The sequence below is a fragment of the Trichlorobacter ammonificans genome, from assembly GCF_933509905.1.
In the GTDB taxonomy this organism is placed as follows: Bacteria; Desulfobacterota; Desulfuromonadia; order Geobacterales; family Pseudopelobacteraceae; genus Trichlorobacter; species Trichlorobacter ammonificans.
The window spans coordinates 2,358,294-2,384,276 of the sequence record NZ_OW150024.1; the positions used below are offsets into that span (position 1 = coordinate 2,358,294).

A 25,983-nucleotide genomic window follows, 5' to 3' on the forward strand; every position below is an offset into this window, starting at 1 on the left:
TTCGTGTTGTTCTGCGTTCTTTCGTGTCCGTGCGGCGAACCACCTTTGCAAACGTTACCGGACCATTACCCTTCTGCACACTGCATCAGCAGCTCCAGCAGCCGCGGCTCATCCAGGCCGCAGGTGGCCATGATCAGCTCCCGCAGCGGGGCCGGCAGCGGGGCGCAGATGGTAAGCAGCGTCTCGGGCCCCGGATGGTACAGCGCAGTGCGGAAAGAGTGCAGGGCAATGCCGGGCAGGTTCTCCAGGGGGGCAGCGCCGTAGCGCTTGTCTCCCGCCACCGGGTGTCCCACGGCCGACAGGTGACGGCGGATCTGGTGGGTGCGGCCGGTCACCGGTTCCACCAGCAGCAGGGAACAGCCCCCCGAGGCCAGCACCGTGTAGCGGCTCACCGACTCCTTGCCGTCCAGGGCCAGATCGATCTCCCCCGCCCCTGTCATCGCCCCTTCCGCCAGCGCAAGGTAACGTTTCTCCAGCCCTTCTTCCTTTACCTGCCGTCCCAGCATGCCGGCATTGCCGGAGCTGGTGGCCAGAAGCACCACGCCGGAGGTGCCCCGGTCCAGCCGGTTCACCGGATAGGCCCGCATCGGACAATTGGCCCGCTTCTCCAGCCAGGCGCTGGCCAGGTCCGCCAGGTTCTCATCCACCTCGGCGGCCGGGTGCATGGCCAGACCGGCCGGCTTGTTCACCGCCAGCAGCCGGTCATCCTGCCAGAGCAGGTCGATGGGCGCCGGGGCTCCCTTCAGGTAGCCGGTCACGGAGGCGCTCTCCTTCAGACTGATCCGGTCCCCGACTGTAAGCAGGAGCGTGGGAGCGGCATCGCCGCCGTTCACCCGGCAGGCCCCGGACTTGACCAGCTTGCGCAGGTAGCCGGGGGTGGCGGTCGGCAGCAGGCGCTGCAGCCAGCTTTCCAGGGAGCGGCAATGATCGTCGGCAGTGATGACGGCAGAGATCATCGCCTACGCTCCAATGCCGCGGTCCCGCATCAGGTTGCGCAGGGAACGGTCGTAGCTCTTCTCTCCGGCAGGGGTGAAGAAACAGGCGGGTGCTTCGCCCCGGCCGCGGTGAAAGGCCACGCACTGGCAGCAGTTGCCGCGACGGGAGCAGGACGAGTAGGTACAGGCACAGGTGCCGGTGTTGCGATCACAGGCGGGCATGGCGGAATCCTCCGGTACGGATCGGTGTGGTGAGCCGGGATCATACCCCATCCCCGCTGCCATGCCAACAGGGGCGTGGGGCAGTAATGCGGCCAAAGCGGAAGGCTTTTTACCGGAGATGCAAAAAACCTGAATTGGTTCGCAGGGGTATCGGGAATCATGGCAAACGGCACCTCGTCCGGCCATGGTCAGAGCAGGTATTACAGTCACGCTCCAAACCACCTGCACCAATGCCAGGGCACATTTTGCAAGGCTTTGCGACAAGATCACCGAAAATTAGAAAAATTATGGACACTTCCAATATTTTTATGAAAACTGGGAAGTGTCCCTAATTTCCAAACGGGGTGCCCCCATGACCCGCCCGTCAGATTTTTTCGGGCGGTCGGCGTCCATGGGGCTGGTTATGCGGCTCTCTCTACTTCCTCTGGCAGATTTTCCGATGATCGGGGAGTAAAGGTCAGTAGGGGTCGTGGCTGGGGTCGGACCAAGCTAACGCACTGATTTCAATAAGAAAATCTCCCAATAACAACCATTTTCCTGCCTTAGAGCCTCGTTTTCCTGGTCGAAAACGGCATTATAAGAAACTGGTTGTTCTCTGATGATGCAGATATCGCCATCATGCTTTTCAATCTTTCTGCCGACGGCCCGAAAGCTAGTGGGGTCAGGCTTGCATTTTTGCAATTTGGTGAAAATGTCAATAAAGTCAAGCCTGAACCCATTTACTTGCATCAGCGACGATTTTCTGTCAGCCGCCCCTCTGGCCCCCAAATTGAAAGAAATTTTACACAACTTTTTTCCTGATTAATTCCGACCCGTTACGAGACCATTGAAAGAAACTTTTCACACTCTGTGGAAAACAAAAGACCCGCCTTTTGGGCGGGTCTTTAAGCAGACAGGTCAATGTCATTCATAAGGGTTCGACGGTGGTGCATGGAGCAGCTCCGTTCATATGCATGGCGATGAGGTACTGTGTAGCGCAACCGCGACCCGTTGTCCAGCGGTTTCATGCAACAGCGGACCGTCTTGCACCGACGAGCCGTGCAGGGCAGTTTCTCTGCCGTTTCCCTCAAAACCCCGTCGCAGGTGGCGTGTCCTCATCCCGGAGGGTGAAGGCTATCAGCTTGAAGGTATCCCGCAACTCCACAAACGCCTGCAGCACCGCCGGGTCGAACTGCTCGGGCACGGTGCGGCCATCCCCCGAGGTAAGGATGGTGAAGGCCCGTTCATGGGTAAAGGCCGGCTTGTAGGCCCGCCGGCTGGTGAGGGCGTCGTACACGTCTGCCAGCGCCATGAGGCGCCCGGCAACCGGGATGGCGTCACCGGCCAGCCCGCTATACCCCTTGCCGTTCCAGTATTCATGGTGGCTGGCGGCGCAGTCCCCGGCCAGGCTGAGAAACGATGCCGCCGAGTCGTTGTTCATGCCTGCGGCGATCCGGTCGATCACCTCCCGGCCATAGGTGGTGTGGCGTTTCATCTGGTCGAATTCGTCCGCGGTCAATGGTCCGGGCTTCAGCAGGATGGTGTCCGGCACCCCGACCTTGCCGATGTCGTGGAGCGGCGCGGATAGATAGAGAAGCCGGATGGTGGTGTCGTCGAAGCAGCCCTGGAAACGGGGGTGATGCTGCAGGTGCGTTGCCAGGATCTTCACGTAGCGCTGGGTACGCTTGAGGTGCAGCCCGGTTTCCGGGTCCCGGTATTCGGCCAGGATACCAAGGCCATAGATGACGGCATCCTGGGTGAGTTGCACGTCCCGGGTCCGCTCCTGGACCATCTCTTCCAGGTAGTCCCGATACCGTTTCAGTTCCAGGTGGGCCACCACCCGCGCCAGCACTTCCTGGTGCTGGAACGGCTTGGTGATGTAATCCACGCCCCCTTCCTCGAAGGCCCGCAGCTTGTCCGCCGTGTCCACGGCGGCGGATATGAAGATGACCGGAATTCCGGCCAGGTTGGGGTCGGTCTTGAGTATGCGGCAGACGTCGAAGCCGCTCATGTCCGGCATGTTGATGTCCAGCAGGATCAGGTCCGGCGCCTGGGCCTGGGCCGCCTTGAGGGCCAGCCGGCCGCTGATGGCGGCGCGCACCGCGTAGCCCTGTTCCTGGAGGATCGACTCCAGCAGCTGAAGGTTCGCCGGGGTGTCGTCCACAACGAGAATCGTGTTCTTCGGCTCAGGCATTGCGTTCTCCCGTGTCTGCAGTCAGTGTCCGCTTACCCCTGCTCCCCGGTCTGGCCGCTAGCGGGCCTGGTCACCACCAGGGTAGTGCATTCGGGGGGATCGATTTCCAGCGCCAGCGAAATCCTCGACAGGGTTGCGGAGGTCACCGCTTCTCCCCGTTCCAGCAGCCGGATGCGGGTGCCGCTGTAGAGGTCCTCCGCCGCAACGACACCGCTTTGCAGCCCCTTGACCGGAGCGATCTCCTTCTGCCCCTTGTCGGTGGCCGGACGGGCAAGCACCCCCGGCGCGACCTCCTCGAAGCAGGCCACCAGGTTCGGGTCGAAGCTCCGTCCCGCCAGGTTGCGCACGCTTTTCATGACCGTGAACAGCGTCGTGCCCGCCGTGGCGTGGCTCACCAGCCGGTCCATGTAGTCGGCAATGGCAATTATTCGGGCCCCCAGCGGGATTTCGGCACCGATGAGGCGATCGGGAACCCCCGAACCGTTCATCTGCTCGTGGTGGTGCCGGATCAGGACCCCTGCCTCCTTCAGCCAGTCGATATGGCTGATCAGCAGCTGGCCCCGCACCGCATGGGTCAGGTAGATCCGCTTCAGGTTGTCGGGCAGCTTTTCCTCCGGTACCGAGGTCACCCCTGCCGGCAGCCCCACCTTGCCGATATCGTGGAGCAGCCCCGCGATCCTGATGGTCTCGGTTTCCTGCCGGGTGCACTGCAGCCTTCCGGCGACCGCGGCGGCCAGGGCCGCGACCCGGCTGGCATGGCCCAGCAGCTCCGGGTCCATCATGTCGAGAAGCCGCGTGAGAATCTCCAGCCACTCTTCGCGGTGGTAGCGGTGGTTCATATCCATGGCCCCCAGTTTCTGGACGTTGCGGGTAACCAGCGACGAGAGCCCCTTGACGCGCACCTTGAGGTTGCTGTTCCACTCCTGCAGTTCCTGTTGCGCCCGGTGGAGGGCGATGTGGGTCCTGACCCGGGCCAGAACCACCGGCGGGCAGACCGGTTTGGTGACGAAGTCCACCCCTCCCGCCGCAAAGCCCCGTTCTTCGTCCACCACATCGTTCAGGGCGGTGACGAAGATCACCGGGATTTCCGCGAGCCGGGGATCGCTCTTGAGGATGCTGCAAAGCTCGTAACCGTTCATCTCCGGCATGGTGATATCCAGCAGGATCAGGTCGGGGATCCGGGCCTGCACCGCCGTGAGCGCCATCCGCCCGTTGATGGCGGCCCGCACCGCGTACCCCTCCCCCACCAGGATCGACTCCAGCAACTGAAGATTGGCCGGGGTGTCGTCCACAATCAGAACCGTGCCCATTTCTTCGGCCATACACACCTCCCCATAGCTCGGGGCGCAGCAGGGTACCCCGCCCCTCTTCCTTTCCGGGCAGCACCGGCAGCCGGCCGGCACGGTCCGGCTGTTACGATCCGCCGCTGGTCAGCAACTCCTCGATCAGATCGAACCGATACCGGTCGGCCAGGAAGCGCAGCCGCTCCGCAACCCCCGGCGCCTTGTCCCCGTGGGGCGCCATCAGCTCCAGCAATCGGGCCTTGTCGAGTGTTCTGGCGGCTGAGGGGAGCAGCTCTTCACGCAGCTCGCGCGGCAGCAACGCCAGCTCCCGACCGAGGTCCTCCGGAGGGGAAGCGGCTGACGCCGCCGGTTCCGCCTCCTCCTCCGCATACTCGAATTCAAAGGAGAGGCAGGCAGCCACCTTGGCGTACAGTTCCTCCTCCCGCAACGGCTTGCGCAGAAATTCACTGGCCCCGGCTTCCAGCACGTCCTGGAGCTGGTCTTCGAACACGCTGGCCGACACGGCGATAATCGGCACCTTCCGCCCTTCCGGAAGGGCGCGGATGCGGCGGGTGGCCTCCCGGCCGTCCATGACCGGCATGACCACATCCATGAGGACCAGGTGCGGTTTGTGGAGCTGGAACGCCTCGACACCGGCCCGGCCGTTGACCGCCTCGATCAGGACACACCCCAGGGGGGCGAGCATTTTCACCAGAATTTCCCGATTGGTGTCCCGGTCGTCCACCACCAGAATCCGGCAGGGAGGATGCCCCGGCCTGAGCCGCACGACACGGCGGCGATACCCCATGGACGCGGCGGCCGGAGCAGCGTCGGTTGTCGCAACCGGCACGACCAGGCGGAAGCAGGCCCCATGCCCCGGATCGCTGGTCACGGTCAGGTCGCCCCCCATGAGCCGGGCATACTCGCGGCTGATGGTGAGCCCCAGTCCGGTCCCCCCCTGGGTCTGTCTGCCCACCTCGGACTGATTGAAGGCATCGAACACCCGCTGGCTATCCTCCGGCCCGACACCGGGGCCGCTGTCCTCCACCTCCACCTCAAGCCACTGGTGGCCGTCCGTTTCCGTGGTGCGGGCCCGCAGGGATATCCCCCCCGCGTCGGTGAACTTGACGGCGTTTCCCAACAGGTTGATCACGATTTGACGCAGCTTTCCGGCATCCCCCTCCACATGGTGCGGCATCTCCGGTTCCAGGTGCCGGACAAGCTGCAGATTCTTGGCGGAGGCCCGCAGGCTGAACATGTCGGCAATGTCCGCCAGCAGGGCAGGCAGGTCGAAGGGCGCCTGTTTCAGGGTCATGCGCCCTGATTCGATCTTGGCCATGTCGAGCACGTCGTTGATCAGGGTCAGCAGGTGTTCGCCGGAACGGTTGACGGTCTGCAGGTTGCGGCGGCTCTCCGCTGACAGGTTCGGGTCCCGTAGGACAATCTGGCTGAATCCCAGGACCGCGTTCAGCGGGGTGCGGATTTCGTGACTCATGTTTGCCAGAAAAATGCTCTTGGACTGGTTCGCCCGCTCGGCCTGTTCTTTGGCCTGCCGGAGTTCCGCGGTACGCTCCGTCACCAGTTGTTCGAGTTCATCGTTGATGGCGCGGACCTCTTCTTCGACCCGTTTTCGCTCCTCCATCTCCCGGGCGAGCCGAAGGTTCTTCAGGCCGGAGCCGGCCAGAACCTGAACCATGGTATGGAGAAATTCGACGTTATGCCGGATACGTTCGCGGCTGAGCAACGGAACCCGGTCCAGGGCCTGAAGATACTCTTCCGTATCGAACCCGAAGGTTTCAGCTTGTTTCAGGAAAAAGGCACGGTCCGGGGGAGAGTCGATGTAGAAGAACTGTCCGGCAAAGAAGGTGGCCAGGTGCCTGCCGTCGATAATTACCGGCATGGCGATGTCGATCATGTTGTTTTTGCAGCGGTACTCCAGAAAGGTTTCCGGGCAGTCGCACAGATGCTCTTTGATGTAGGCATCGCTTTCCTGGCAGCAGACAGCGGTGCCGGGATGTACCCGATGGAAGCGGGTGCAGATATCCTGCCATCCCACGGCGATAAGATTGGTCTCGTTGGCGTCGAACAGGCCGTAGGCCATGCCCGACAGCCGGTTGTGGGATTCGAGCAGCTGACGCACCTGCTCCAGGTCGACAAGTTCACTGAATGTCAGATTGATCATGCGTCCTCCCCTGCGTGACCTTCATGACAGCCCGCTGCCCCAGCAGAGCACGTCGATCACGGCCTCCACACCTTCAAAAACACATAACATTCCTAAATAATTATAAAAACAACAAAATAAAACACGGTATCAAAAAACCACAAAGAAACTTTACACAGCTTTTTTACGAATTGATTCCAGCGCCTTACACGACCATTGCAAAAATGTTTGCACACTTTGTGGAAAACAAAAAAGACCCGCCTTTGGGGCGGGTCTTTTGGCAAGACGTCGGATATGTCGCGTCTCAGAGTTCGATGGCGGTACATAATGTCAATCTCGCTGCGATAGTTTTACGCAATAGGTTCGATAGGTTTATCTGATGGAGGTATGTAGCGCATTCATAGCCTGCTGTCCAGTGTTTTTACCGGCGAAAACCGCTGTTCCGCCGCCGCCGGCCACCGTTGGTTCAGATGATCTTGTTCAGCGGGTACTCGATGATCCCCTCGGCGCCCAGCCGCAGCAGTTCCGGCACGATCCGGCGGACTTCCTTTTCCGGCAGGATGCTTTCGATGGAGACCCAGTCGGACTTGTAGAGGTGGGCCACCGTGGGGGCCTTCTGGCTGGGCAGGATGCCGGTAATGGCGTCCACCCTGTCGGCCGGGGCGTTGAGCTTGAGCCCCACCATCCCCTCGGCCCGCAGGGTTGATTGCATCAGGGTGGCCACCTGCTCGATCTTGGCCCGTTTCCAGGGGTCTTCCCAGGAGGCGCGGTTGGCCACCATGACCGGCACCGATTCCATCAGGTCGCAGACGATCCGCAGGTTGTTGGCCCGGATGGTGGAGCCGGTTTCCGTGACCTCCACGATGGCGTCGCAGAGGCCGTCCACCACCTTGGCTTCGGTGGCGCCCCAGGAGAATTCCACGTTAACCGGGATGTTGCGCTCGGCGAAGTAGCGCCTGGTGAAGCCCACCAGCTCGGTGGAGATGGTGGCGCCGTGCAGGTCTTCCGGCTTCTGTACGGGCGAATCCTGGGCCACCACCAGCACCCAGCGTACCGGACGGCGGGAGACCTTGGAGTAGACCATTTCACAGACTTCCACCACGTCGGAGTCGTTTTCCCTGATCCAGTCCCGGCCGGCGATGCCGACGTCGATGGTGCCCCGCTCCACATATTTGCCCATTTCCTGGGGCCGGATCAGGTGGCATTTCATTTCGCTGTCGTCCACCGTGGGAAAGTAGCTGCGGGAAGAGATGCCCACTTTCCAGCCGGCCTGCCTGAACAGGTCCACCGTTGCTTCTTCAAGGCTCCCCTTGGGGATGCCGAATCGCAGAACCGTACTCATTTCTTGTACACCTCCTCGGGATTGAACAGGGGGTTGGAGTGCTCGATCCACTGGCCGTTCTCCCACTTGACGTAGAAACAGCTGCGGTTGCCGGTGTGGCAGGCGGCGGGGCCGTTCTGCCTGACCTTGATCACCACGGCGTCGGCGTCGCAGTCGGTGAGCACTTCCATCACCTCCTGGGTGTTGCCGGACTCCTCCCCCTTCATCCAGTATTTGTTGCGGGTGCGGCTGAAAAACCAGGTCTTGCCGGTCTCAAGGGTCAGGTCCAGGGTCTTGCGGTCCATGAAGGCCACCATGAGCACTTCGCCGTTCTTGTAGTCCTGGATGATGGCCGGAATCAGGCCGCCCATCTTGTCGAAATCAATATGGATCATCTGCATACCCTCCGGAAAAATGGTGCGGGCAGTATAGAGAGCGGCCGGACAAAATGCAAGGCCGGACAACCGCCGGGCAGCAGGTGTGGAAGGTATTTGTTTTTAGCGATTTTTCAGGTATAAGCGAAAACGTTGTCGCTGGACCGATCATGCATCAACCACGCCGTTGCGGAGTCGTTCACATGGCAAAAAACTTAGGGTTCGGATCAAAACTGATCAGACTGCTGCTGGCTACCGGTGCCGTGCTGTCCGTTGCAAGCCTGCTGGGAGTCGGCTTCACCGGCGAGGGCCTGCGGATGCTCGCCGGCATCAACGCCCTGCTCTTCCTGTCGGTACTGGTGATGTTCGCCCGCCGGAAGCTGGCCAGCCGGGTCCGCCGGCTGGCAGCGGTCATGGACCAGGCGGCCGAAGGGGAGCTGGCGGTGCGGGGCGAGGATCTGGCCCAGGATGAAGTGGGGATGTTGAACAGCAACTTCAACGATATGCTGGAGCGGCTGGAGGGTATCGTGCGCAGCATCCGCGGCGCGGCGGCCGAACTTGGTTCCATCGGCGAGATCATCGGCAACGTGGCGGCCCAGGAGGTCTTGAGTGCCGAAAATCAGTTCCATGCCACCGCCGGCCTGAAGGAGGTGGTGCTGCAGATCCGGGAGTCGGTGGGTGAGGTCAGCACGGCGGTGGAAGGGCTGTCCCGCATGGCCACCCACAACGCCACCTTTGTCACCGAAATGGCGACCAGCACCACCGAAATCGACACCCTGGTGGAGCAACTGCTCCGCTCGGTGGAACTGGTCAGCGATTCCATCAACCGGATGTCCGCAGGACAACTGCAGGTAAGCGAGAGTGTGAACCGGCTGCTGGAGACCTCCAACGGCACGGTGATCCTGGTGGCCGAAATGGAACAGTCCGTGCGCCAGATCGAGCAGAGTGCCCAGACCACGGCCCACATTTCAGCCGACGTGCTGCACGATGCCGAGCAGGGCAACGCCTCGGTGGAAAGCACCATCAGCGGCATCGACCAGATCCGCACCGCTTCCCGGACCGTGCAGCAGGCCATTGAGAAGCTGTCGGTCCACGCCGCCAGCATCGGCACCATCCTGCAGGTGATCGACGAGGTGACCGAGCAGACCAAGCTTTTGGCCCTGAACGCTTCCATCATCGCAGCCCAAGCCGGCGAGCACGGCAAAGGGTTCGGCGTGGTGGCCCACGAAATCAAGGAACTGGCCCGCCGCACCACCGCCTCCACCCGCCAGATCGCCGAGATCGTCAACGGCGTCACCGAGGAAACCGAACGGGCGGTGGTGGCCATCAACCTTTCCGAGCAGGCGGTGACGGAGGGGGAAACCCTCTCCCGCCGTTCCGGCGAAGCACTGCAGAAGATCGTCAACGGCGTCAAGATCGCCACCGAACTGGTGAACGAAATCGCCAACGCCACCGAGCAGCATGCCCACCAGGGAGAAAAGATGCGGCTGGCCACCGACGAGGTGCGCTCCATGGTGGAACAGATCGTGCGGGCCACGGGCGACCAGACCCGCAACGCCCAGGTGATCGGTCAGGCATCGGACAGCATGCGCCAGCTGGCCACCAGGGTACATGGCCACGCCCGGGCCCACAGCGATGCCGGCACCGCCGTGGCCGCCTCGGGTGAGGCCATTGTCAGAATGATCGAGGAGATCCGGCACGCCTGCCAGATCCAGTCCGAAGGCAGCGACCGGATCGTCAGCTCCGCGGAACAGGTGGAGGCCAGCGCCACCAGCAACCTGGAAACCACCAAGATCATGGATGAAATGGCCACCCGGCTGTCGAGCCAGATCGGCAATCTCGAACAGGCGCTGGCCGGCTTCAAGGGGGCATCGGCCTCCTGAGCCGCGGCACCTGCAACGGCCCGGTTTACATTCGGCCAATTGGTGGTATCATGCTTCACCAGTATGTCAACAACGCCTGACGGCACATACACAAACCTACACAGACGAGGGAGGATACGGCATGAAAACCAGGCTCTTACTGGCGGCACTGGCTCTGGCGGGAATCGCGGGCGTGGCCCAGGCGGACGAAGCGGTAGATCTGAAAAACTACAAGATGGCCCGGGAATACATCAAGAAGGAAAAGGTCACCGTCACCGTCACCGTTGAGCAGGCATTCGCCCAGGATGCCATTTTAGTGGTGGGCGAAGGGGTCCCCAAGAAGGGAACCACCGGTGCCCAGCGGCGGCTCACCGCCCTGCGGGCTGCCGAGGTTTCTGCGCAGCGTGCCCTGGCGGAACTGCTGAAAGGTGTCTCCATCGTCGGCGAGACCACGGTACGGGATGCCGAAGTGGAGTCGGACGTGATCAAATCCTCGGTCAGCGCCTTCATCAAGGGATTCAGCCCGGTGGTCAAGGACTGGAACGAGCGTGAGGAGAGCGCCCTGGTCATCCTCAAGGTGGGCATGAGCGGCCCGCGCAGCTTCGGCGCCATGATGTACGAGAAGATTCTCAACGAACCCAAGATCAAGCAGGAAGTTGAAAAACCGGCCTACGTTCCCCCTGCCGACGTGCCGCCGCCTCCGGCAGCTCCCCAGGCCTACGACGGCCTGATCATCGACGCCACGGCCCAGTCCTTCCGCCCGGCGCTGATCAACCGTATTTTCAGCCCCAACGGCCAGGTGCTCTACGACCCGGCCAAGATCAGCCAGAAGGTGCTGGTGGAGCAGGGCTGCGGCGAGTACACCAACAGCGTTGACAAGGCCCGTGCCGCCCTGGGCAAGCGTGGCGTGAAAAATCCGCTGGTGGTCACGGCATCCGGCACTGTGAGCCCCTCCGACCTCCAGGTGGCTGCCGCGACCGCCAACCAGATCCATGCCGCCAACCTGACCAGCGGCTTCATGGCCGATGCCCGGGTGGCCTTCGTGCTCAAGTAGCCGTCCCGGACCAGCGTTTCCCCCGGACATTCCGGAGGTTACCCCGAGGCCCTGCCGGTCGATCCCGGCAGGGCCTCGACAGTTTCGGCGGTGGCATGGCGAGGTTGCCCCACGACCACCCTATCTCGCTGCCACGCCAATGCGCGGGAGCCGTCTGCCGGGGAACCGGCGGAAGTCTCGTTGCCAGGATCACAACAGGAGCGAACCATGGAGTACCGCGTAGGAACGCCGGGACGGGTCATCATTGCCCGCTTCGGCGATAATGAGGATCTGCTGGCCGGTCTGGCCGCCATCGCCCGCCGCGAAAACCTGAAAGCCGCCTGCTTTTCCCTGGTGGGCGGGATGAAGGGGGGACGCTACGTGGTGGGGCCGGAAGGGGACGAAATGCCTCCCCGGCCGGTCTGGCGGGAGCTGCGGAACAATCACGAGGCGTTCGGGTTCGGCACCATCTTCTGGTGCGGCGACGAGCCGAAGGTACATTTTCACGGCGCCTACGGCCGCGGCGACGAGGTGCGCGCCGGCTGTCTTCGGGAAGCGAGCAGGACCTTTCTGGTGGTGGAGGCGGTGATCACGGAACTGCTCGGCACCGATGCCGTGCGGAGCCTTGACCCGGCATCGGGCTTTGCCCTGCTTGCCTTCGGCAGCGGCGGCCGCACGCCGTGACCATGCCCCCCTCCCCCTCCCGGGGGCGCATTATCTTTTTTCTGATCCTGACCACCGTTTTCTGGGGCGGCAGCTTTCTCTTCACCAAGATCGGCGCCCGGGACCTGCCGCCGGCGATCTTCGTGCTGCTGCGTTTCAGCCTGGCCAGCCTGCTGATGCTGGCGCTCTGCCTGCCCCGCCTGGGACGGCTGGACCGGACCACCATCCTGCGCGGCGCCATCGTCGGTACGGCCCTGGGGGTCACCAACCTGACCTTCGTGGTGGGGATCAAGGGGACCAGCATTTCCCGGGCAGGAGTCCTGAACAACCTGTTCGTCCTGTTCATTCCCCTGATTGCCCGCATCCTCTGGAAAGAGCGGATCGGCCCCTCCCACCTGGCCGGCATCCTGATGGCCTCCGGCGGCATCGCCCTGCTGGCGGCGGGCGGCGGCCAGGGATTCAACCGGGGAGACCTGATCTCCACCCTCTGCGCCTTTTTCATTGCCGTGCACATCATCACCGTTTCCAAAGTACTGAAAGACGACGATGTCTGGCTGATCTCCCTGGTGCAGTTCTCGGTGGTGGCCCTCATGGCCGGTAGCACGGTGGCGCTGCAACAACCCGCCGCTATCAAGGTCAGCAGGGAGGCACTGTTCGCCATCGCCTACTGCGCCGTCTTTTCCACCGTGATCTGCTTCACCCTGCAGAACACCTATCAGCGCTACGTTACCCCGACCCAGGCCGGCCTGATCTACACCCTCGATCCGGTCTGGAGCCTTTTGGCAGGTTTTGGTGTACTGGGGGAGCGGCTGGCGCCCCGGGAGTGGCTCGGCTGCGGCCTGATCTTCCTGGCCGTGGTGGTGCCGCTGGCGATCCGCTACCTGCAGGAGCGACGCCTGCTGCAACGCTACCGCCCTGCGGGATGAGCCGCACGCCGTCCCGCCCGGATTTGCCGTTTGACTTTGCGCGGCACATTTTCTAGTATCGCGGCACAGTTCGCCACGAAAGCGATGTGGTCCATGCAAAAGATCCCCATCAACCTTGCAGCTCCCGACATGGTCCTGGCCCGGGACATCTTCCGCAGCGGCAGCCCCGCCGGTATTCCGATCTGCGGCAGGGGAACCGTCCTGACGGCGAGCCTGCTGGCTCGCCTGCAACAACTGGGGGTCCAGTCGCTCTATGTGGAAGGGCATCCGGTACGCCTGGAGGGGGACTTAAGCCCGGAGCAGCAGCTTCAGGAATTGGAACGCCGCTTTGCCAAAACCCTGGACAACAGGTACAATCTGATACTGAGAAACATCTACCGCAGACAGATCAGCGACATGATGGGAGAACAGGGTGGACGACCGGCGGAGTGAGCTGAAAAAAATCATCATGGACACCAAGACGCTGCCGACGCTGCCCGGTGTCATCAACAAGCTGAATGCCCTCTCCAACGACGACCGCTCATCGGTGCAGGAGATGGCCCGCATTGTCTCCACCGACCAAGTTCTCTCCGCCCGCATTCTCCGTCTGGCCAACTCGCCCTCCTACGGCTTCTACCGCGTTTCCACCATCAGCAACGCCATGATCCTGCTGGGGGTTAATGTGGTCAAATCCCTGGCGCTCTCCTCTTCCATCTTCGAGATCATGGAAAAGAACAGCGTGGGGCTGTGGGAGCACTCCCTGGGCACGGCCACGGCGGCCAACATCATCGCCCGCAAGCTCTCCCTGCCGGAGGTGGAGGAGATCGCCACCGCCGGGCTGCTCCACGACATCGGCAAAGTAATCATCGGCCTCAAGTGCGCCGACCAGACACAGCGCATCCGCAGCCTGGTGCAGACGGACGAACTCTACGTCAGTGAAGCGGAGCGCGCGGTGCTGGATACGGACCACGCCGAGGTGGGGGGATGGCTCTCCAAGAGCTGGTACCTGCCGGACAAGCTCTGCGAGCCGATCTCCTGTCATCACAACGTTGCCGCTTCGGGCGACCACCGCATCAAGACCTCGGTGGTGCATCTGGCCGACGTGTTGGTCAAGGCGGCCGGCTTCGGCCACAGCGGGGACCAGTACATTCCCGCCATCCAGCCCCTTGCCTGGGAAACACTGCGGCTGAATGAAAAGCTGCTGGAGGAGATCGTCCTCGACTTCGAAGACAAGCTGGTGGAAGTGCGGAACTTCAGCATGGAACTGCAAGGCGCCAATGTCTCCCCGGCCTAGGATCGCGCTCATCTCCAGTGAGGCGAGCCTGACCACCCTGCTGCAGTTGCGCCTGCAGAGCAAGGGGTACCAGGTCACCGTGGTCACCAATTCCACCGCCGCCCTGGGGACCTTCTACTCCGACCCGCCGGACCTGATCATCGTCGATTTTTCCTCCCCCTGCATCGGCTGCCGCGACATGCTCTTCATGGTGCGCAGCGACAGCTTCTTCAGCACCATCCCGATTCTGGGGATCTTCCCGGCCCACGATGAACAGGAGTCCTGGGACGACTTCCCCCTGGACGATTTCGTTACCACGCCGCTCAACTTTTCCGAGCTGTTCAGCCGGATCACCCTGTCCCTCTCCCGCATCAAGCGAATTTTCGACAACAACCCCCTGACCCGTCTGCCGGGCAACACCTCCATCCACCGGGCCATCGACGAGTCCATGGGATTGCCGCTGGCGGTCTGCTACGTGGATATCGACCATTTCAAGCCCTACAACGATGTCTTCGGCTTTTCCCACGGCGACGAGGTGATCCGGATGCTGGCCCGGATCATGTCCAACGCGGTGCGGGAAACCGGCGGCGGCTTCTGCGGCCACGTGGGAGGCGACGACTTCGTCTTCATCGTCCCCCGGGAGCGGGCCGAGCAGGTCTGCGAGATCATCATCCGCCACTTCGACCAGATCGTGCAGGCACTCTTTGACGAGCAGACCCGCGCCTCCGGCGTTTACCAGGCGTTCAACCGCAAGGGAGAACCGGAAGAGGTGCCGATCCTGGGGGTCTCCATCGCCGTGGTGCTGGCGGACTCTCCCAGCATCACCCACGCGGCGCGGGTGGCCGAGGTGGCGGCGGAACTGAAGAAAAAGGCCAAGCAGGACCCGGGCAGCAGTTTTGTCATGGACAAGCGCACCACGCCGGCGTAAAAAGGCACACACGACGGGGATGTAGCTCAGTTGGGAGAGCACTGCCTTCGCAAGGCAGGGGTCGAGGGTTCGAATCCCTTCATCTCCACCACAGCTACCAGGCGGGCGTCGCATGACCGGCATGCAGACGCCTGTTTTCGCATTTACCGGCAGTTTTGTCTTAACCGCTCCAAAGAAAGGTCCGCTTCCATGGCAAAAGGGTACAACGCACACCAGGAACGGCTGGCGGAGATTGCCCGTCTGGGCAAGGAACTGGCCAAACGGGCCGGGTTCCGCTGCGAATGGTGCGAGGACAAGGAAGAGCTGCGCCCCTGGGACCAGCAGCCGGACCGGGAGGTGGCAATGGAGCGCCTGGCATTGCTCTGCCGCCGCTGCCGGGAGCTGGCCGACGGCGCACCGGCCGATCCCGATGAACTGCACACCCTGCGCACGGCCCTCTGGTCCGATATCCCCGCCGTTGCCGAAGGGGTGGCCGCGGTGCTGGTCCGCTCCCGGCAACCCTGGGTCAGGGAGGCGATCGAGGAAAGCCTGCTGGACGATGCCGTCAAGGAACGGCTGCTTGCCGGACGGTAGCTGCTCCGCCGTCTGCGGACCGCCCGTGGCCGAATCAACCCTTGACAGCCGTTTTTCCCGCCATGATAATGCCCCCGCTTGTTCGTACTTCACCTGCAAAGAAGGACACCATGGCACGTGTTCTGCTGATTGATGACTCGGGATTTGCACGTAACCTTACCGGCAAGATTTTGAAACAGGCCGGTCACGAAGTGGTGGAAGCCGAAGATGGATTAAAGGGCCTGAAGGTGGTGACCACCGAGTCGCCGGACTGTATCGTCGCCGACATGCTCATGCCCGAAATGGACGGCCTGAAGTTCCTGCTGGCGCTGCGCAACAACGCACTGCAGATCCCGGTGATCATCCTGACCGCCGATGTGCAGGACAAGACCCGTAGCGACTGCCTGGAGTACGGTGCCGTTGAGGTGCTCCACAAACCTCCCCGGGCGGAAACGCTCCTGGCTGCCGTCACCTCGGCTCTGGAAAGGGGTACGCCGTGATCGTCACCTCCCCCGAACTGAAGGATGCCCTTAAAGAGATCATCAACATCGGTGTCGGCAAGGCTGCCGGCATGCTCAACGACCTGCTCAACAATCACATCACCCTGGAAGTGCCTCACGTTGATGTGATTTCCTTCAGTGATATCGACAACAGCCTCGGGGTGATGCGCACCACACCGGTGTCGGCGGTGCGGCTGAGTTTCAGGGGGCCGATCAACGGGGTTTCCTCCCTGGTCTTTCCGCCGGACAGCGCCTCCAAGCTGGTGGATGTGCTGATCGGCGAAGAGTCGTTTTCCGACGATCTGGACGCGCTCAAGATCGGCACCCTGAGTGAGGTGGGCAACATCATCCTCAACGCGGTGATGGCCGCCTTCGGCAACCTGCTGGAAACGCGGCTCACCTACTCCATCCCGGCCTACGTGGAAGGAAGTATCGCCTCGGTGCTGCACCTGGAGATGGAGCGCTCGGCACCGGTGCTCTCCGCCACCACCCGCTTTACCGTGGAAAGCTACCGGGTCGAGGGGGAAATTATCCTGCTGTTCGAGATCGGCTCCTTCGATTACCTCAAGCACGCGGTCGACGCCGCCCTGAGCGCCTGAACAACGCCATGTCCTGCCAGCCCGCACCCGATACCTGCTTTGCCATTCTCGACAACCTCCCTCTGGGAGCGTTCGTCCTGCGTCGCGATTTTTCGGTGCTCTGCTGGAACACCCTGATGGAGGACTGGACCGGCATCCAGCGCCTGGAGATCATCGGCCGCTCCGTTGCCGATTTTTACCCCCACCTGGCGGAGAGTCGCTACGCCGACCGGATCAGGCCGTTGTTCGACGGCGGGCCGTCGGTGGTCTTTTCCTCCCAGCTCCACCACCGCTTCATCCCCACCAGCTTTCCCAACGGCCGGGAACGGACCCAGCATACGACCGTCACGCCGCTCCACGCCGGTGACGAGATTCACGCCCTGGTCTCCATTCAGGACGTGACCGACCTGACCCGGCTTGCCAAGAACGCCCGCGAACTGCATGCACAGGCGCTACGGGAGATCGAGGAACGCAGAAAAGCCGAGGCCCAGCTCAAGCTGGCGGCCTCGGTCTTCGCCAGTACCAGCGAGGGAATTTTCGTCACCGATGCCAACGGCCTGATTCTTTCGGTGAACCCTGCCTTTGAACAGATCACCGGCTACAGCGCCGCCGAGGCAGTGGGCAACACTCCGCGCATCCTCAAGTCGGGCAAACACGATCAGGCGTTCTACGCCCATATCTGGAACAGCATCCTGAAAGAGGGGGTCTGGCAAGGGGAAATCTGGGACCGGCGCAAAAATGGCGAGATATATCCCCAGGACATGACCATCAGCGCCATCCGGGACGAGAACGGCTTCATCCGCAAATTTGCCGCTATTTTCAGCGACATCACCGAGCGGAAAAAGATCGAGGAGCAGCTGCGCTACCTTTCCATGCGTGACGGCCTGACCGCCCTGTTCAACCGCCGCACCTTCGACGAAGAGCTTGAGAATGAATGGCGCCGGGCAGTGCGGTCGCCGGTACCGCTCTCGCTCATCATCCTCGACATCGACTACTTCAAGTTCTTCAACGACACCTACGGCCACCAGGACGGCGACCGCTGTCTCAGGGCCGTGGCCAACGTGGTGGGCACCTCGGTGCGCCGTACCGGCGACCTGACCGCCCGTTACGGCGGCGAAGAGTTCGTGGTACTGCTGCCGATGACCGCCGCGGCCGATGCCGCCGGCATCGCTGAAAAGATCCGGAACAACGTGATGTCCCTGGATATCGAGCATGAATCATCAAAAGTAAGCTCCGTGGTCACCGTCAGCATCGGTGTCGGCACCATTGTGCCGAGCCGCGAGAAATCCCCCGCTGATCTTTTCAGGATGGCGGATTACGCCCTCTACACCGCCAAATCGGAAGGAAGAAACCGTGTCGTCAGCCGCCATGAGGACTGAGACGGTACCACTCCCCACGCTGGCCGCACCATGCTGAAACCGCTCCGCTCCGGCTACACCACCGGCGCCTGCGCCGCCGCCGCCGCCAAGGGGGCGGCCCTGCTGCTGCGGGACGGCACGGTGCCTGACGCGGTCACCATCACCCTCCCCACCGGCGACAGCGCCTCCTTCACCCTGCACAGCAGCTGTCTCGCCGCCGCTACCGCCACCTGCTCGGTGATCAAGGATGCCGGCGACGACCCGGACATCACCAACCACGCCGAGGTAAGGGCCACCGTGACCGCCAGCGGCGGGGAGAGCGGGATTGTCATCGAAGGAGGCTGCGGCATCGGCCGGGTGACCAAGCCGGGGCTGGCGGTGCCGCCGGGGGAATGGGCCATCAACCCGGTGCCCCGGCACATGATCGGGCAGGCGGTGCGGGAGGCACTGCCGGTCGGCAGCTACCGGGTCGTGATCAGCATCCCCGATGGCGAGGAGCGGGCGAACAAAACCTTGAACGCCCGCCTCGGCATCATCGGCGGCCTTTCCATCCTGGGCACCACCGGCATTGTCCGCCCCCTCTCCACCCAGGCCTGGACCGACACCATCGATGCCGCCCTGGGCGTGGCCCGCGCCTGCGGTTGCCCCACCGTGGTGCTCTGCACCGGCCGCACCAGCGAACTGGCGGCCATGCGCCATCTGCAGAGCGAAAATCCGACTTCATTTCCCGAAGAAGCGTTCATCATGATGGGTGACCATGTGGCCCACGCCCTCCGTTCCTGCGTGCGGCACGGTTTTCCGCAGCCGCTCTTGGCCTGCCAGTTCGGCAAGCTGCTCAAGATCGCCTGCGGTCACCCCAACACCCATGCCGCCGCCTCGGAAATGGACCTCTCCCGCCTGCTGCAGTGGGCCGAAGCGGCCGCTCTTCCCGCCACCGTCACCTCCCTGATTGCAGGAGCCAACACGGCCCGTGAAATCATCACCGCCTCCGGCAACGATCCCGCCCTGCTGGAGCTGGTCTGCGGCAAGGCGGCCGAAGCGGTCGCCCTGCATGCCCCCTCCCTCGTGCCCGGCCTGCTGGTCTGCGGCTACGACGGCAGCACCATTCTCGCAAAACCGCCCGTCCCCTCTGAAAAGTAGTTCAAACCGCCTGCCCGGTGTGGTATAAGAAAGGCTTTCGAGTTCATCCCTCAGGGAGGGTAGGTTTCATGCCAACATTCATCGAAGGCAATCTGGATGCCAAGGGACTTAAATTCGGCATCGTGGTCAGCCGCTTCAACAGCTTCATCTGCGAGCGCCTGCTGGAAGGGGCGCTGGACGCCATCATCCGTCACGGCGGCAGCGATGCCGACATCAACGTGGCACGGGTACCCGGCGCCTACGAGATTCCGCTGACCGCCCAGAAGATGGCGGAAAGCCGCAAGTACGACGCCGTGATCTGCCTGGGCGCCGTCATCCGCGGCTCAACCCCCCATTTCGACTACGTGGCCGCCGAGGTTTCCAAGGGAGTTGCCTCCGTCTCGCTGGCAACCGGGCTGCCCATCGCCTTCGGCGTCCTCACCACCGACACCATCGAGCAGGCGGTGGAGCGGGCCGGCACCAAGGCCGGCAACAAGGGTTTCGAGGCAGCGGTCACCGCCATCGAAACCGCCAACCTCTTCAAGGCGCTCTGATATGGGACAACGCCGCGCGGGCCGTGAACTGGCCCTGCAGATACTGTACGCCCGTGACGCGGGAAAGCAGGAGTTGCGGGAGACCCTCCGGGGATTCCGGGAGGGGGTGGAGGCTGACCAGCGGACCCGCGAGTTCGCCGAAGCGCTGGTCCAGGGAGTGGAGGAGCACCGCGACGCCATCGATGCCGCCATCACGGCCCGTTCCAAGAACTGGTCCCTTTCCCGCATGCCCCGGGTTGACCTGAACGTGATGCGGCTGGCCGCCTTTGAGCTGCTGTTCCGCTCCGACATTCCCAAGAAGGTCAGCATCAACGAGGCGATCGAAATCGCCAAAAAATATGGAGACAAGGAATCTCCCGCCTTTGTGAACGGCATCCTGGACGAGCTTGACGCCTGCCCGAAGGACGAAGAGCGGAGCACACCTGAATGAACGACATCAAGGCAGGGCTGATCGGTTTCGGCAACATCGGCGCCGGGGTGGTGAAACTGCTCCGGGACAACAGCACCGTTATCCGCGACAAGGTGGGCACCGGCATCACGCTCAGCCGCATCGCCGACCTGGATATCACCAGCGACCGGGGAGTGGCGGTTGATCCGGCCATCCTCACCACCCGTGCGGACGACATCTTCAACGACCCGGAGATCGACATCGTCATCGAGCTGATCGGCGGCTACGAGCCGGCCCGCACCTTTGTGCTGAAGGCCATTGCCGCGGGCAAGCATGTGGTCACCGCCAACAAGGCACTCCTGGCCCTGCACGGCGCCGAGATTTACGCCGCTGCCGCGGCAAAGGGGGTGGAGGTGCAGTACGAGGCCGCCGTGGGGGGCGGCATTCCGGTGCTCTCCGCCATCAAGGGAAACCTGGCCGCCAACCGCTTCGGCTCGGTCTTCGGCATCATGAACGGCACCTGCAACTACATCCTGACCCGCATGACCCAGGAGGGTGCCGATTTCGGCGACGTCCTGAAAAGCGCCCAAGAGTTGGGCTACGCCGAGCCGGACCCCACCTTCGACATCGAAGGGACCGACACCACCCACAAGCTGGCGGTGCTGGCCTCCCTCTGCTTCGGCACCAGTATCGACTTCAATGCCATCTACACCGAGGGGATCACCGGTATTTCCGGCATCGACATCCGCTTTGCCGAACAGTTCGGCTACCGGATCAAACTGCTGGCCATCGGCAAGCGGACCGACGACGGCCAGCTTGAGGTACGGGTGCATCCCACCATGATCCCGCTGCACAACCCCCTGGCCGACGTGGGAGGGGCCTTCAACGCCATCCGGCTCACCGGCGATTTCGTGGGGCCGGTGATGTTCTACGGCCGCGGCGCCGGTCAGAACCCCACCGCCAGCGCCATCGTGGGGGACCTGATCGAGATCTCCCGCAGCATCGTGGCCGGCGGCGGCAGCCGCCGGGCCGCTCCCCTGGGATTCCTGGACAGTGCCATCACCACCCTGCCCCTCAAGCCGATGGCGGATATCGTCACCAAGTTCATGCTGCGCTTCGCCGCCCTGGACCGTCCCGGCGTTTTGGCCGGTATTGCCGGTAAGCTGGGGGAGAAGGGGATCAGCATCGAATCCATGGTGCAGACCGCCCGGGACAACGGTGGCGAGGCGGTGCCGATCGTGATCATGACCCACGAGGCACGGGAAGGGTCGATCCGGGCCGCCCTGGACGAGATCGACGCCTTTGAGTATATCTGCGAAAAAAGCCGGTTTATCCGCATAGAAGACAACCTGGAGTGACCTGCATGCAAACCAAGATTCTGCTGCCTGAAGACAAGATCCCCACCCGGTGGTACAACATCATCCCGGACCTGCCCGGTCCGCTGCAACCGGTGATCTCCCCCCGCACCGGTCAGCCGGTGACCCCGGAGGAGATGCTGGCCATCTTCCCGCCGTCGATCCTGGAGCAGGAGATGTCCAACCAGCGCTGGATCGACATCCCCGAACCGGTACGGGAGATCTACAAGCTCTGGCGCCCCGCCCCCCTGTTCCGCGCCCACCGGCTGGAGCAGGCCCTGGGAACACCGGCGAAAATCTACTACAAGTACGAAGGGGTTTCCCCTGCCGGCTCCCACAAGCCGAACAGCGCCATTCCGCAGGCCTACTACAATAAAGTGCACGGCATCAAGCGCCTGGCAACCGAGACCGGTGCCGGCCAGTGGGGCAGCTCCCTGGCTTTAGCCTGCAGCATGTTCGGCCTGGAATGCACCATCTACATGGTCAAGGTTTCCTACTTCCAGAAGCCGTACCGCAAATCCCTGATGCAGCTCTGGGGCGCCACGGTGCATCCGTCCCCCTCCCCTCATACCGAGGCCGGCCGGGCCCTCCTGGCCCAGGACCCGGAAAACAGCGGCTCTTTGGGAATCGCCATTTCGGAAGCGGTGGAGGATGCCGCCACCCACGGCGACACCAACTACGCCCTGGGCAGCGTGCTGAACCATGTCTGCCTGCACCAGACGGTCATCGGCCTGGAAGCCAAGGAGCAGTTGCAACTGGTGGGGGACTACCCGGACGTGGTGATCGCCTGCTGCGGCGGCGGCTCCAACTTCGCCGGCATCGCCTTCCCCTTCCTGGCGGACCGGGCCGCGGGGAAGAACGTCCGCTGCCTGGCGGTGGAACCGGCCTCCTGCCCCACCCTGACCAAGGGGGTCTATGCCTTCGACTACGGTGACACCGCCAAGATGGCCCCCATTGCCAAGATGTACACCCTGGGACACGATTTCATGCCACCGGGCATCCATGCCGGCGGCCTGCGCTACCACGGCGAGTCACCGCTGGTGTCGCAACTGTACGAGGCCGGCCAGATCGAGGCCCGTTCCCTGATGCAGACCGCCTGTTTCGAGGGGGCACTGTTGTTCGCCAAACAGGAGGGGATCGTGCCGGCGCCGGAATCGTCCCACGCCGTGCGGGCCGCCATCGACGAGGCGCTGCTGGCCAAGGAGGAGGGTAAGGAGAAGACCATTCTCTTCAGCCTCTCCGGCCATGGGTTCATGGATATGGCAGCCTACGACAGTTATCTCTCCGGCGCCCTGGAGGATTACGAATATCCGGCGGAGCTGGTGCAGGAATCACTGAAAAGCCTGCCCAAGGTGGTGATGTAGGGGCGCTGCGTGCCGCGCCCTTTGCGTATACGAAAAGGGCGGAGCAAGCGCCGCCCCTGCGGTGGCCCATGACCCGAGTGAAAATCTGCGGCATAACCGATCCCGAGGATGCCCTGGCCGCGGTAGCGGCCGGGGCCGACGCCCTGGGATTCGTTTTTTACCGGGAATCTCCCCGTCACATCTTCCCGGAGGAGGCGGTGCGGATCATCGCCCAGCTCCCCCCCTTCGTGCAGGCCGTCGGCCTGTTCGTCAACGAAGATCCGGCCACGGTCAACGGCATCGCCGATCTCTGCCGTCTCGACCTGGTACAGTTGCACGGCGACGAACCCGCCGACTACTGCCCCCTGATCCGGCGCCGGGTGCTCAAGGCGTTCCGGGTACGCAGCCTCACCTGTCTGGAGCCGATGGCCGCCTACCGGACCGCCGGCTTCCTGCTGGACGCCTACTCCCCTTCCTGCTACGGCGGCAGCGGCACCACCTTCAACTGGGAGATCGCCCGGGAGGCGGTGAACCGTCACCAGCGGATCGTGCTGGCCGGCGGGCTCGCCCCGGACAACGTGGCCGAAGCAATCCGGCAGGTGAAGCCCTCTGCCGTGGATGTCTCCAGCGGTGTTGAGCGTGGGCCGGGCAAAAAAGATCATCAGAAGGTGCGGGAGTTCATCCGCGCTGCAAAGGAAGCACTACCATGAGTCAACCGGACAAGCGCGGCCACTTCGGCATCTACGGCGGGCGGTACGTTCCCGAGACCCTGATGCCGGCTCTGAAAGAGCTGGAGGAGGCCTACGCCCACTACAAGAACGACCGCGAATTCCAGCAGGAGTTCCGCTTCTACCTGGAGCAGTACGTGGGACGCCCTTCGCCTCTCTACTTTGCCGAAAAGCTGACTCAAAAGCTGGGTGGGGCCAAGATCTACCTGAAGCGGGAAGACCTGAACCATACCGGGGCCCACAAGGTGAACAACACCATCGGCCAGGGGCTGCTGGCCCGGCGGATGGGCAAGAAGCGGGTCATCGCCGAGACCGGCGCCGGTCAGCACGGCGTGGCCACTGCCACCGTGGCGGCCCTGTTCGGCATGGCGTGCGAAGTGTTCATGGGGGCCGAGGATATCCGTCGTCAGGCACTGAACGTTTTCCGGATGAAACTGCTGGGGGCGGCGGTGAACCCGGTGACCGCCGGCACCGCCACCCTGAAGGATGCCATGAACGAGGCACTGCGGGACTGGGTCACCAACATCCAGACCACCTTCTACGTCATCGGCACCGTGGCCGGACCCCACCCCTACCCGATGATGGTGCGGGACTTTCAGGCCGTAATCGGCCGGGAGGCCAAGAAGCAGCACGCCAAGGCGGAAGGACGGCTGCCGGACCTGCTGGTGGCCTGCGTCGGCGGCGGCAGTAACGCCATGGGGCTCTTTTACCCCTTCCTGAAAGACCGTTCGGTCCGCCTGATCGGCGTTGAAGCCGCCGGTCACGGCATTGCCAGCGGTGCCCATGCCGCGCCGCTCTGCGCCGGCTCCCCCGGCATCCTCCACGGCCAGCGCAGCTACCTGCTGCAGGACGCCGACGGCCAGGTGGCCCACGCCCACTCCATCTCCGCCGGGCTGGACTACCCCGGTGTGGGGCCGGAACACGCTTGGCTGAAGGATACCGGCCGGGCCGAATATGTCTCCATCACCGACGACGAGGCACTGGCCGCTTTCCAGACCCTCACCCGCGAAGAGGGGATCATGCCGGCCCTGGAGTCGTCCCACGCCGTTGCCCACGCCCTGAAACTGGCCCCCACCCTGCCGCCGGACCAGACCATGGTGGTCTGCCTCTCCGGCCGGGGGGACAAGGATATCCACACCGTGGCCGATGCACTGGGGGTCAGGTTCTGAGACTACTGGTACCGGGATGCTTTCCACAACTGCTTTCCACTTCGTTTAGTCTCACTAAAAGCCGCGTTTTCGCGGCTTTTTCTATTGACGGCCCCAACCCTGTTCAGGTATCTAGCAAAAACTTGTTTTATTTTTCAGGGGAGGTAGAGCGATGCATCTGGTGGATCAAATCAAGGAAAAAGCCCGCAAGAATCTGAAGACCGTGGTACTGCCGGAAAGCTACGACGAGCGGATGCTGTACGCCGCCGAAAAAATCGTGAAGGAAGGGCTGGCCAGACTGGTGATCCTGGGGGACCCGGCCAAGATTCAGGCCGCGGCAGCCGCCAAGGGGGTCAGCCTGGACGGCGTTGAACTGCTCAACCCGGCCACGTCACCCAAGCTGGAGCAGTACGTGGCCGATTTCACTGAGTTGCGCAAGTCGAAGGGGATGACCCCGGAGGAAGCCCGTAAACTGCTTACCGCCGAGGACAACCTCTACTACGCCGGCATGATGGTGCGAAACGGCGATGCGGGCGGCGAAGTGGCCGGCGCCACCGGCACCACCGGCAACGTGCTGAAAGCCGCCTTCCAGACCGTGGGTCCGGCACCCGGCATCAAAACCGTTTCCTCCTACTTCTTCATGGTCACCAAGACCCCGTCCTTCGGCGAAAACGGCATCATCCTCTTTGCCGACTGCGCCGTGAATCCGAACCCCGACGCCCAGGCCCTGGCGGAGATCGCCGTGGCAACCGCCGGCAACTGCAAGGCGTTCCTGGATGTTGACGCCCGGGTGGCCATGCTCTCCTTCTCCACCAAGGGCAGCGCCTCCCACGCCGACGTGGACAAGGTGACCAAGGCGATGGAGATCGCCAAAACCATCAAGCCCGATATCAAGATCGACGGCGAGTTGCAGGCCGATGCGGCGCTGTTGCCCAAGGTGGGCGAAAAGAAAGCCCCCGGCAGCCCGGTGGCAGGCAAGGCCAACGTCCTGATCTTCCCCGACCTGGATGCCGGCAACATCGCCTACAAGCTGGTGGAGCGGGTGGCCGGTGCCGAGGCGGTGGGGCCGATCATCCAGGGCCTGGCCAAGCCGGTCAACGATCTCTCCCGCGGCTGTTCGGTGGAGGACATTGTGAACGTCGTCGCCATCACCGCGGTGCAGGCCGGCGCCTAACGGCACGTCCGAGTTCGACGCTCCCCGTTCCCGGCGGGAACGGGGAGCGTGTT

General features: G+C 63.1%; 26 protein-coding genes and 1 tRNA gene. 20 read left to right on the forward strand and 7 right to left on the reverse strand.

Annotation, left to right across the window (positions count from 1 at the left end; translation table 11 throughout):
• Positions 1–65: 65 nt before the first annotated feature.
• From RAK07_RS10705 to hisI, 7 genes are all read right to left on the reverse strand, one after another.
• Positions 66–956 carry an RluA family pseudouridine synthase gene (locus RAK07_RS10705; RefSeq protein ID WP_305732823.1) on the reverse strand — a complete coding sequence of 297 codons (891 nt, stop codon included), beginning with the start codon at positions 954–956 and terminating at the stop codon, positions 66–68.
• A gap of 3 nt (positions 957–959) precedes the next feature.
• Complete coding sequence (locus RAK07_RS10710) at positions 960–1,157, reverse strand: DUF6485 family protein (protein WP_305732824.1); 198 nt, start codon at positions 1,155–1,157, stop codon at positions 960–962.
• Between the two features lie 1,066 nt (positions 1,158–2,223).
• Positions 2,224–3,330 carry a response regulator gene (locus RAK07_RS10715; protein WP_305732825.1) on the reverse strand — a complete coding sequence of 369 codons (1,107 nt, stop codon included), beginning with the start codon at positions 3,328–3,330 and terminating at the stop codon, positions 2,224–2,226.
• Between the two features lie 32 nt (positions 3,331–3,362).
• A complete protein-coding gene (locus tag RAK07_RS10720) occupies positions 3,363–4,652 on the reverse strand; it encodes an HD domain-containing phosphohydrolase (protein WP_305732826.1) in 1,290 nt (429 codons plus the stop codon).
• A gap of 91 nt (positions 4,653–4,743) precedes the next feature.
• Positions 4,744–6,795, reverse strand: a complete 2,052-nt coding sequence (locus RAK07_RS10725) for a PocR ligand-binding domain-containing protein (protein ID WP_305732827.1) — start codon at positions 6,793–6,795, stop codon at positions 4,744–4,746.
• 445 nt (positions 6,796–7,240) lie between these two features.
• Positions 7,241–8,116, reverse strand: a complete 876-nt coding sequence (gene hisG / locus RAK07_RS10730; protein WP_305732828.1) for an ATP phosphoribosyltransferase — start codon at positions 8,114–8,116, stop codon at positions 7,241–7,243.
• On the reverse strand, positions 8,113–8,490 hold the full coding sequence (hisI, locus tag RAK07_RS10735; RefSeq protein ID WP_305732829.1) for a phosphoribosyl-AMP cyclohydrolase: 378 nt from the start codon (positions 8,488–8,490) through the stop codon (positions 8,113–8,115). The genes hisG and hisI overlap by 4 nt, the downstream gene beginning before the upstream one ends.
• Positions 8,491–8,672: 182 nt before the next feature.
• On the opposite strand from hisI, the gene RAK07_RS10740 reads away from it, so the two are divergent.
• From RAK07_RS10740 to pta, 20 genes are all read left to right on the forward strand, one after another.
• Positions 8,673–10,352: a methyl-accepting chemotaxis protein gene (locus tag RAK07_RS10740; protein ID WP_305732830.1), complete on the forward strand. Its 1,680-nt coding sequence runs from the start codon at positions 8,673–8,675 to the stop codon at positions 10,350–10,352.
• Positions 10,353–10,473: 121 nt separating this feature from the next.
• Positions 10,474–11,385, forward strand: a complete 912-nt coding sequence (locus RAK07_RS10745; protein WP_305732831.1) for a TP0624 family protein — start codon at positions 10,474–10,476, stop codon at positions 11,383–11,385.
• A 207-nt stretch (positions 11,386–11,592) separates the two neighbouring features.
• Complete coding sequence (locus RAK07_RS10750; RefSeq protein WP_305732832.1) at positions 11,593–12,048, forward strand: PPC domain-containing DNA-binding protein; 456 nt, start codon at positions 11,593–11,595, stop codon at positions 12,046–12,048.
• Between the two features lie 2 nt (positions 12,049–12,050).
• A complete protein-coding gene (locus RAK07_RS10755; protein WP_305733511.1) occupies positions 12,051–12,953 on the forward strand; it encodes a DMT family transporter in 903 nt (300 codons plus the stop codon).
• Positions 12,954–13,046: 93 nt separating this feature from the next.
• Positions 13,047–13,385 (forward strand): hypothetical protein, encoded by a 339-nt coding sequence (locus tag RAK07_RS10760; RefSeq protein WP_305732833.1) that lies wholly within the window; start codon positions 13,047–13,049, stop codon positions 13,383–13,385.
• Positions 13,366–14,226, forward strand: coding sequence for an HDOD domain-containing protein (locus tag RAK07_RS10765; protein ID WP_305732834.1), 861 nt, complete (start codon positions 13,366–13,368; stop codon positions 14,224–14,226). Before RAK07_RS10760 ends, RAK07_RS10765 begins: the two co-directional genes overlap by 20 nt.
• Positions 14,210–15,133, forward strand: a complete 924-nt coding sequence (locus RAK07_RS10770; protein ID WP_305732835.1) for a diguanylate cyclase — start codon at positions 14,210–14,212, stop codon at positions 15,131–15,133. Before RAK07_RS10765 ends, RAK07_RS10770 begins: the two co-directional genes overlap by 17 nt.
• 15 nt (positions 15,134–15,148) lie before the next feature.
• Positions 15,149–15,224: transfer RNA gene (locus tag RAK07_RS10775), tRNA-Ala, on the forward strand.
• Between the two features lie 98 nt (positions 15,225–15,322).
• A complete protein-coding gene (locus tag RAK07_RS10780) occupies positions 15,323–15,706 on the forward strand; it encodes a hypothetical protein (protein WP_305732836.1) in 384 nt (127 codons plus the stop codon).
• Positions 15,707–15,816: 110 nt separating this feature from the next.
• Entirely contained in the window at positions 15,817–16,185 is a 369-nt protein-coding gene (locus RAK07_RS10785; RefSeq protein ID WP_305732837.1) for a response regulator, read from the forward strand.
• Positions 16,182–16,784 carry a chemotaxis protein CheC gene (locus tag RAK07_RS10790; RefSeq protein ID WP_305732838.1) on the forward strand — a complete coding sequence of 201 codons (603 nt, stop codon included), beginning with the start codon at positions 16,182–16,184 and terminating at the stop codon, positions 16,782–16,784. The genes RAK07_RS10785 and RAK07_RS10790 overlap by 4 nt, the downstream gene beginning before the upstream one ends.
• 8 nt (positions 16,785–16,792) lie before the next feature.
• Positions 16,793–18,142: a sensor domain-containing diguanylate cyclase gene (locus tag RAK07_RS10795; protein ID WP_305732839.1), complete on the forward strand. Its 1,350-nt coding sequence runs from the start codon at positions 16,793–16,795 to the stop codon at positions 18,140–18,142.
• 30 nt (positions 18,143–18,172) lie between these two features.
• The gene (cbiD, locus tag RAK07_RS10800; RefSeq protein WP_305732840.1) at positions 18,173–19,261 is read left to right on the forward strand and encodes a cobalt-precorrin-5B (C(1))-methyltransferase CbiD; all 1,089 of its coding nucleotides are present in this window, start codon (positions 18,173–18,175) and stop codon (positions 19,259–19,261) included.
• Between the two features lie 68 nt (positions 19,262–19,329).
• A complete protein-coding gene (gene ribH / locus RAK07_RS10805; protein ID WP_305732841.1) occupies positions 19,330–19,794 on the forward strand; it encodes a 6,7-dimethyl-8-ribityllumazine synthase in 465 nt (154 codons plus the stop codon).
• A 1-nt stretch (position 19,795) separates the two neighbouring features.
• A complete protein-coding gene (gene nusB / locus RAK07_RS10810) occupies positions 19,796–20,224 on the forward strand; it encodes a transcription antitermination factor NusB (protein WP_305732842.1) in 429 nt (142 codons plus the stop codon).
• Positions 20,221–21,540 carry a homoserine dehydrogenase gene (locus RAK07_RS10815; RefSeq protein WP_305732843.1) on the forward strand — a complete coding sequence of 440 codons (1,320 nt, stop codon included), beginning with the start codon at positions 20,221–20,223 and terminating at the stop codon, positions 21,538–21,540. Before nusB ends, RAK07_RS10815 begins: the two co-directional genes overlap by 4 nt.
• Positions 21,541–21,545: 5 nt before the next feature.
• Positions 21,546–22,901, forward strand: coding sequence for a TrpB-like pyridoxal phosphate-dependent enzyme (locus RAK07_RS10820; RefSeq protein WP_305732844.1), 1,356 nt, complete (start codon positions 21,546–21,548; stop codon positions 22,899–22,901).
• A 68-nt stretch (positions 22,902–22,969) separates the two neighbouring features.
• On the forward strand, positions 22,970–23,590 hold the full coding sequence (locus RAK07_RS10825; protein ID WP_305732845.1) for a phosphoribosylanthranilate isomerase: 621 nt from the start codon (positions 22,970–22,972) through the stop codon (positions 23,588–23,590).
• A complete protein-coding gene (gene trpB, locus RAK07_RS10830; protein WP_305732846.1) occupies positions 23,587–24,777 on the forward strand; it encodes a tryptophan synthase subunit beta in 1,191 nt (396 codons plus the stop codon). Before RAK07_RS10825 ends, trpB begins: the two co-directional genes overlap by 4 nt.
• 151 nt (positions 24,778–24,928) lie before the next feature.
• Positions 24,929–25,930, forward strand: a complete 1,002-nt coding sequence (gene pta, locus RAK07_RS10835) for a phosphate acetyltransferase (RefSeq protein WP_305732847.1) — start codon at positions 24,929–24,931, stop codon at positions 25,928–25,930.
• The last annotated feature ends 53 nt before the right edge of the window (positions 25,931–25,983 follow it).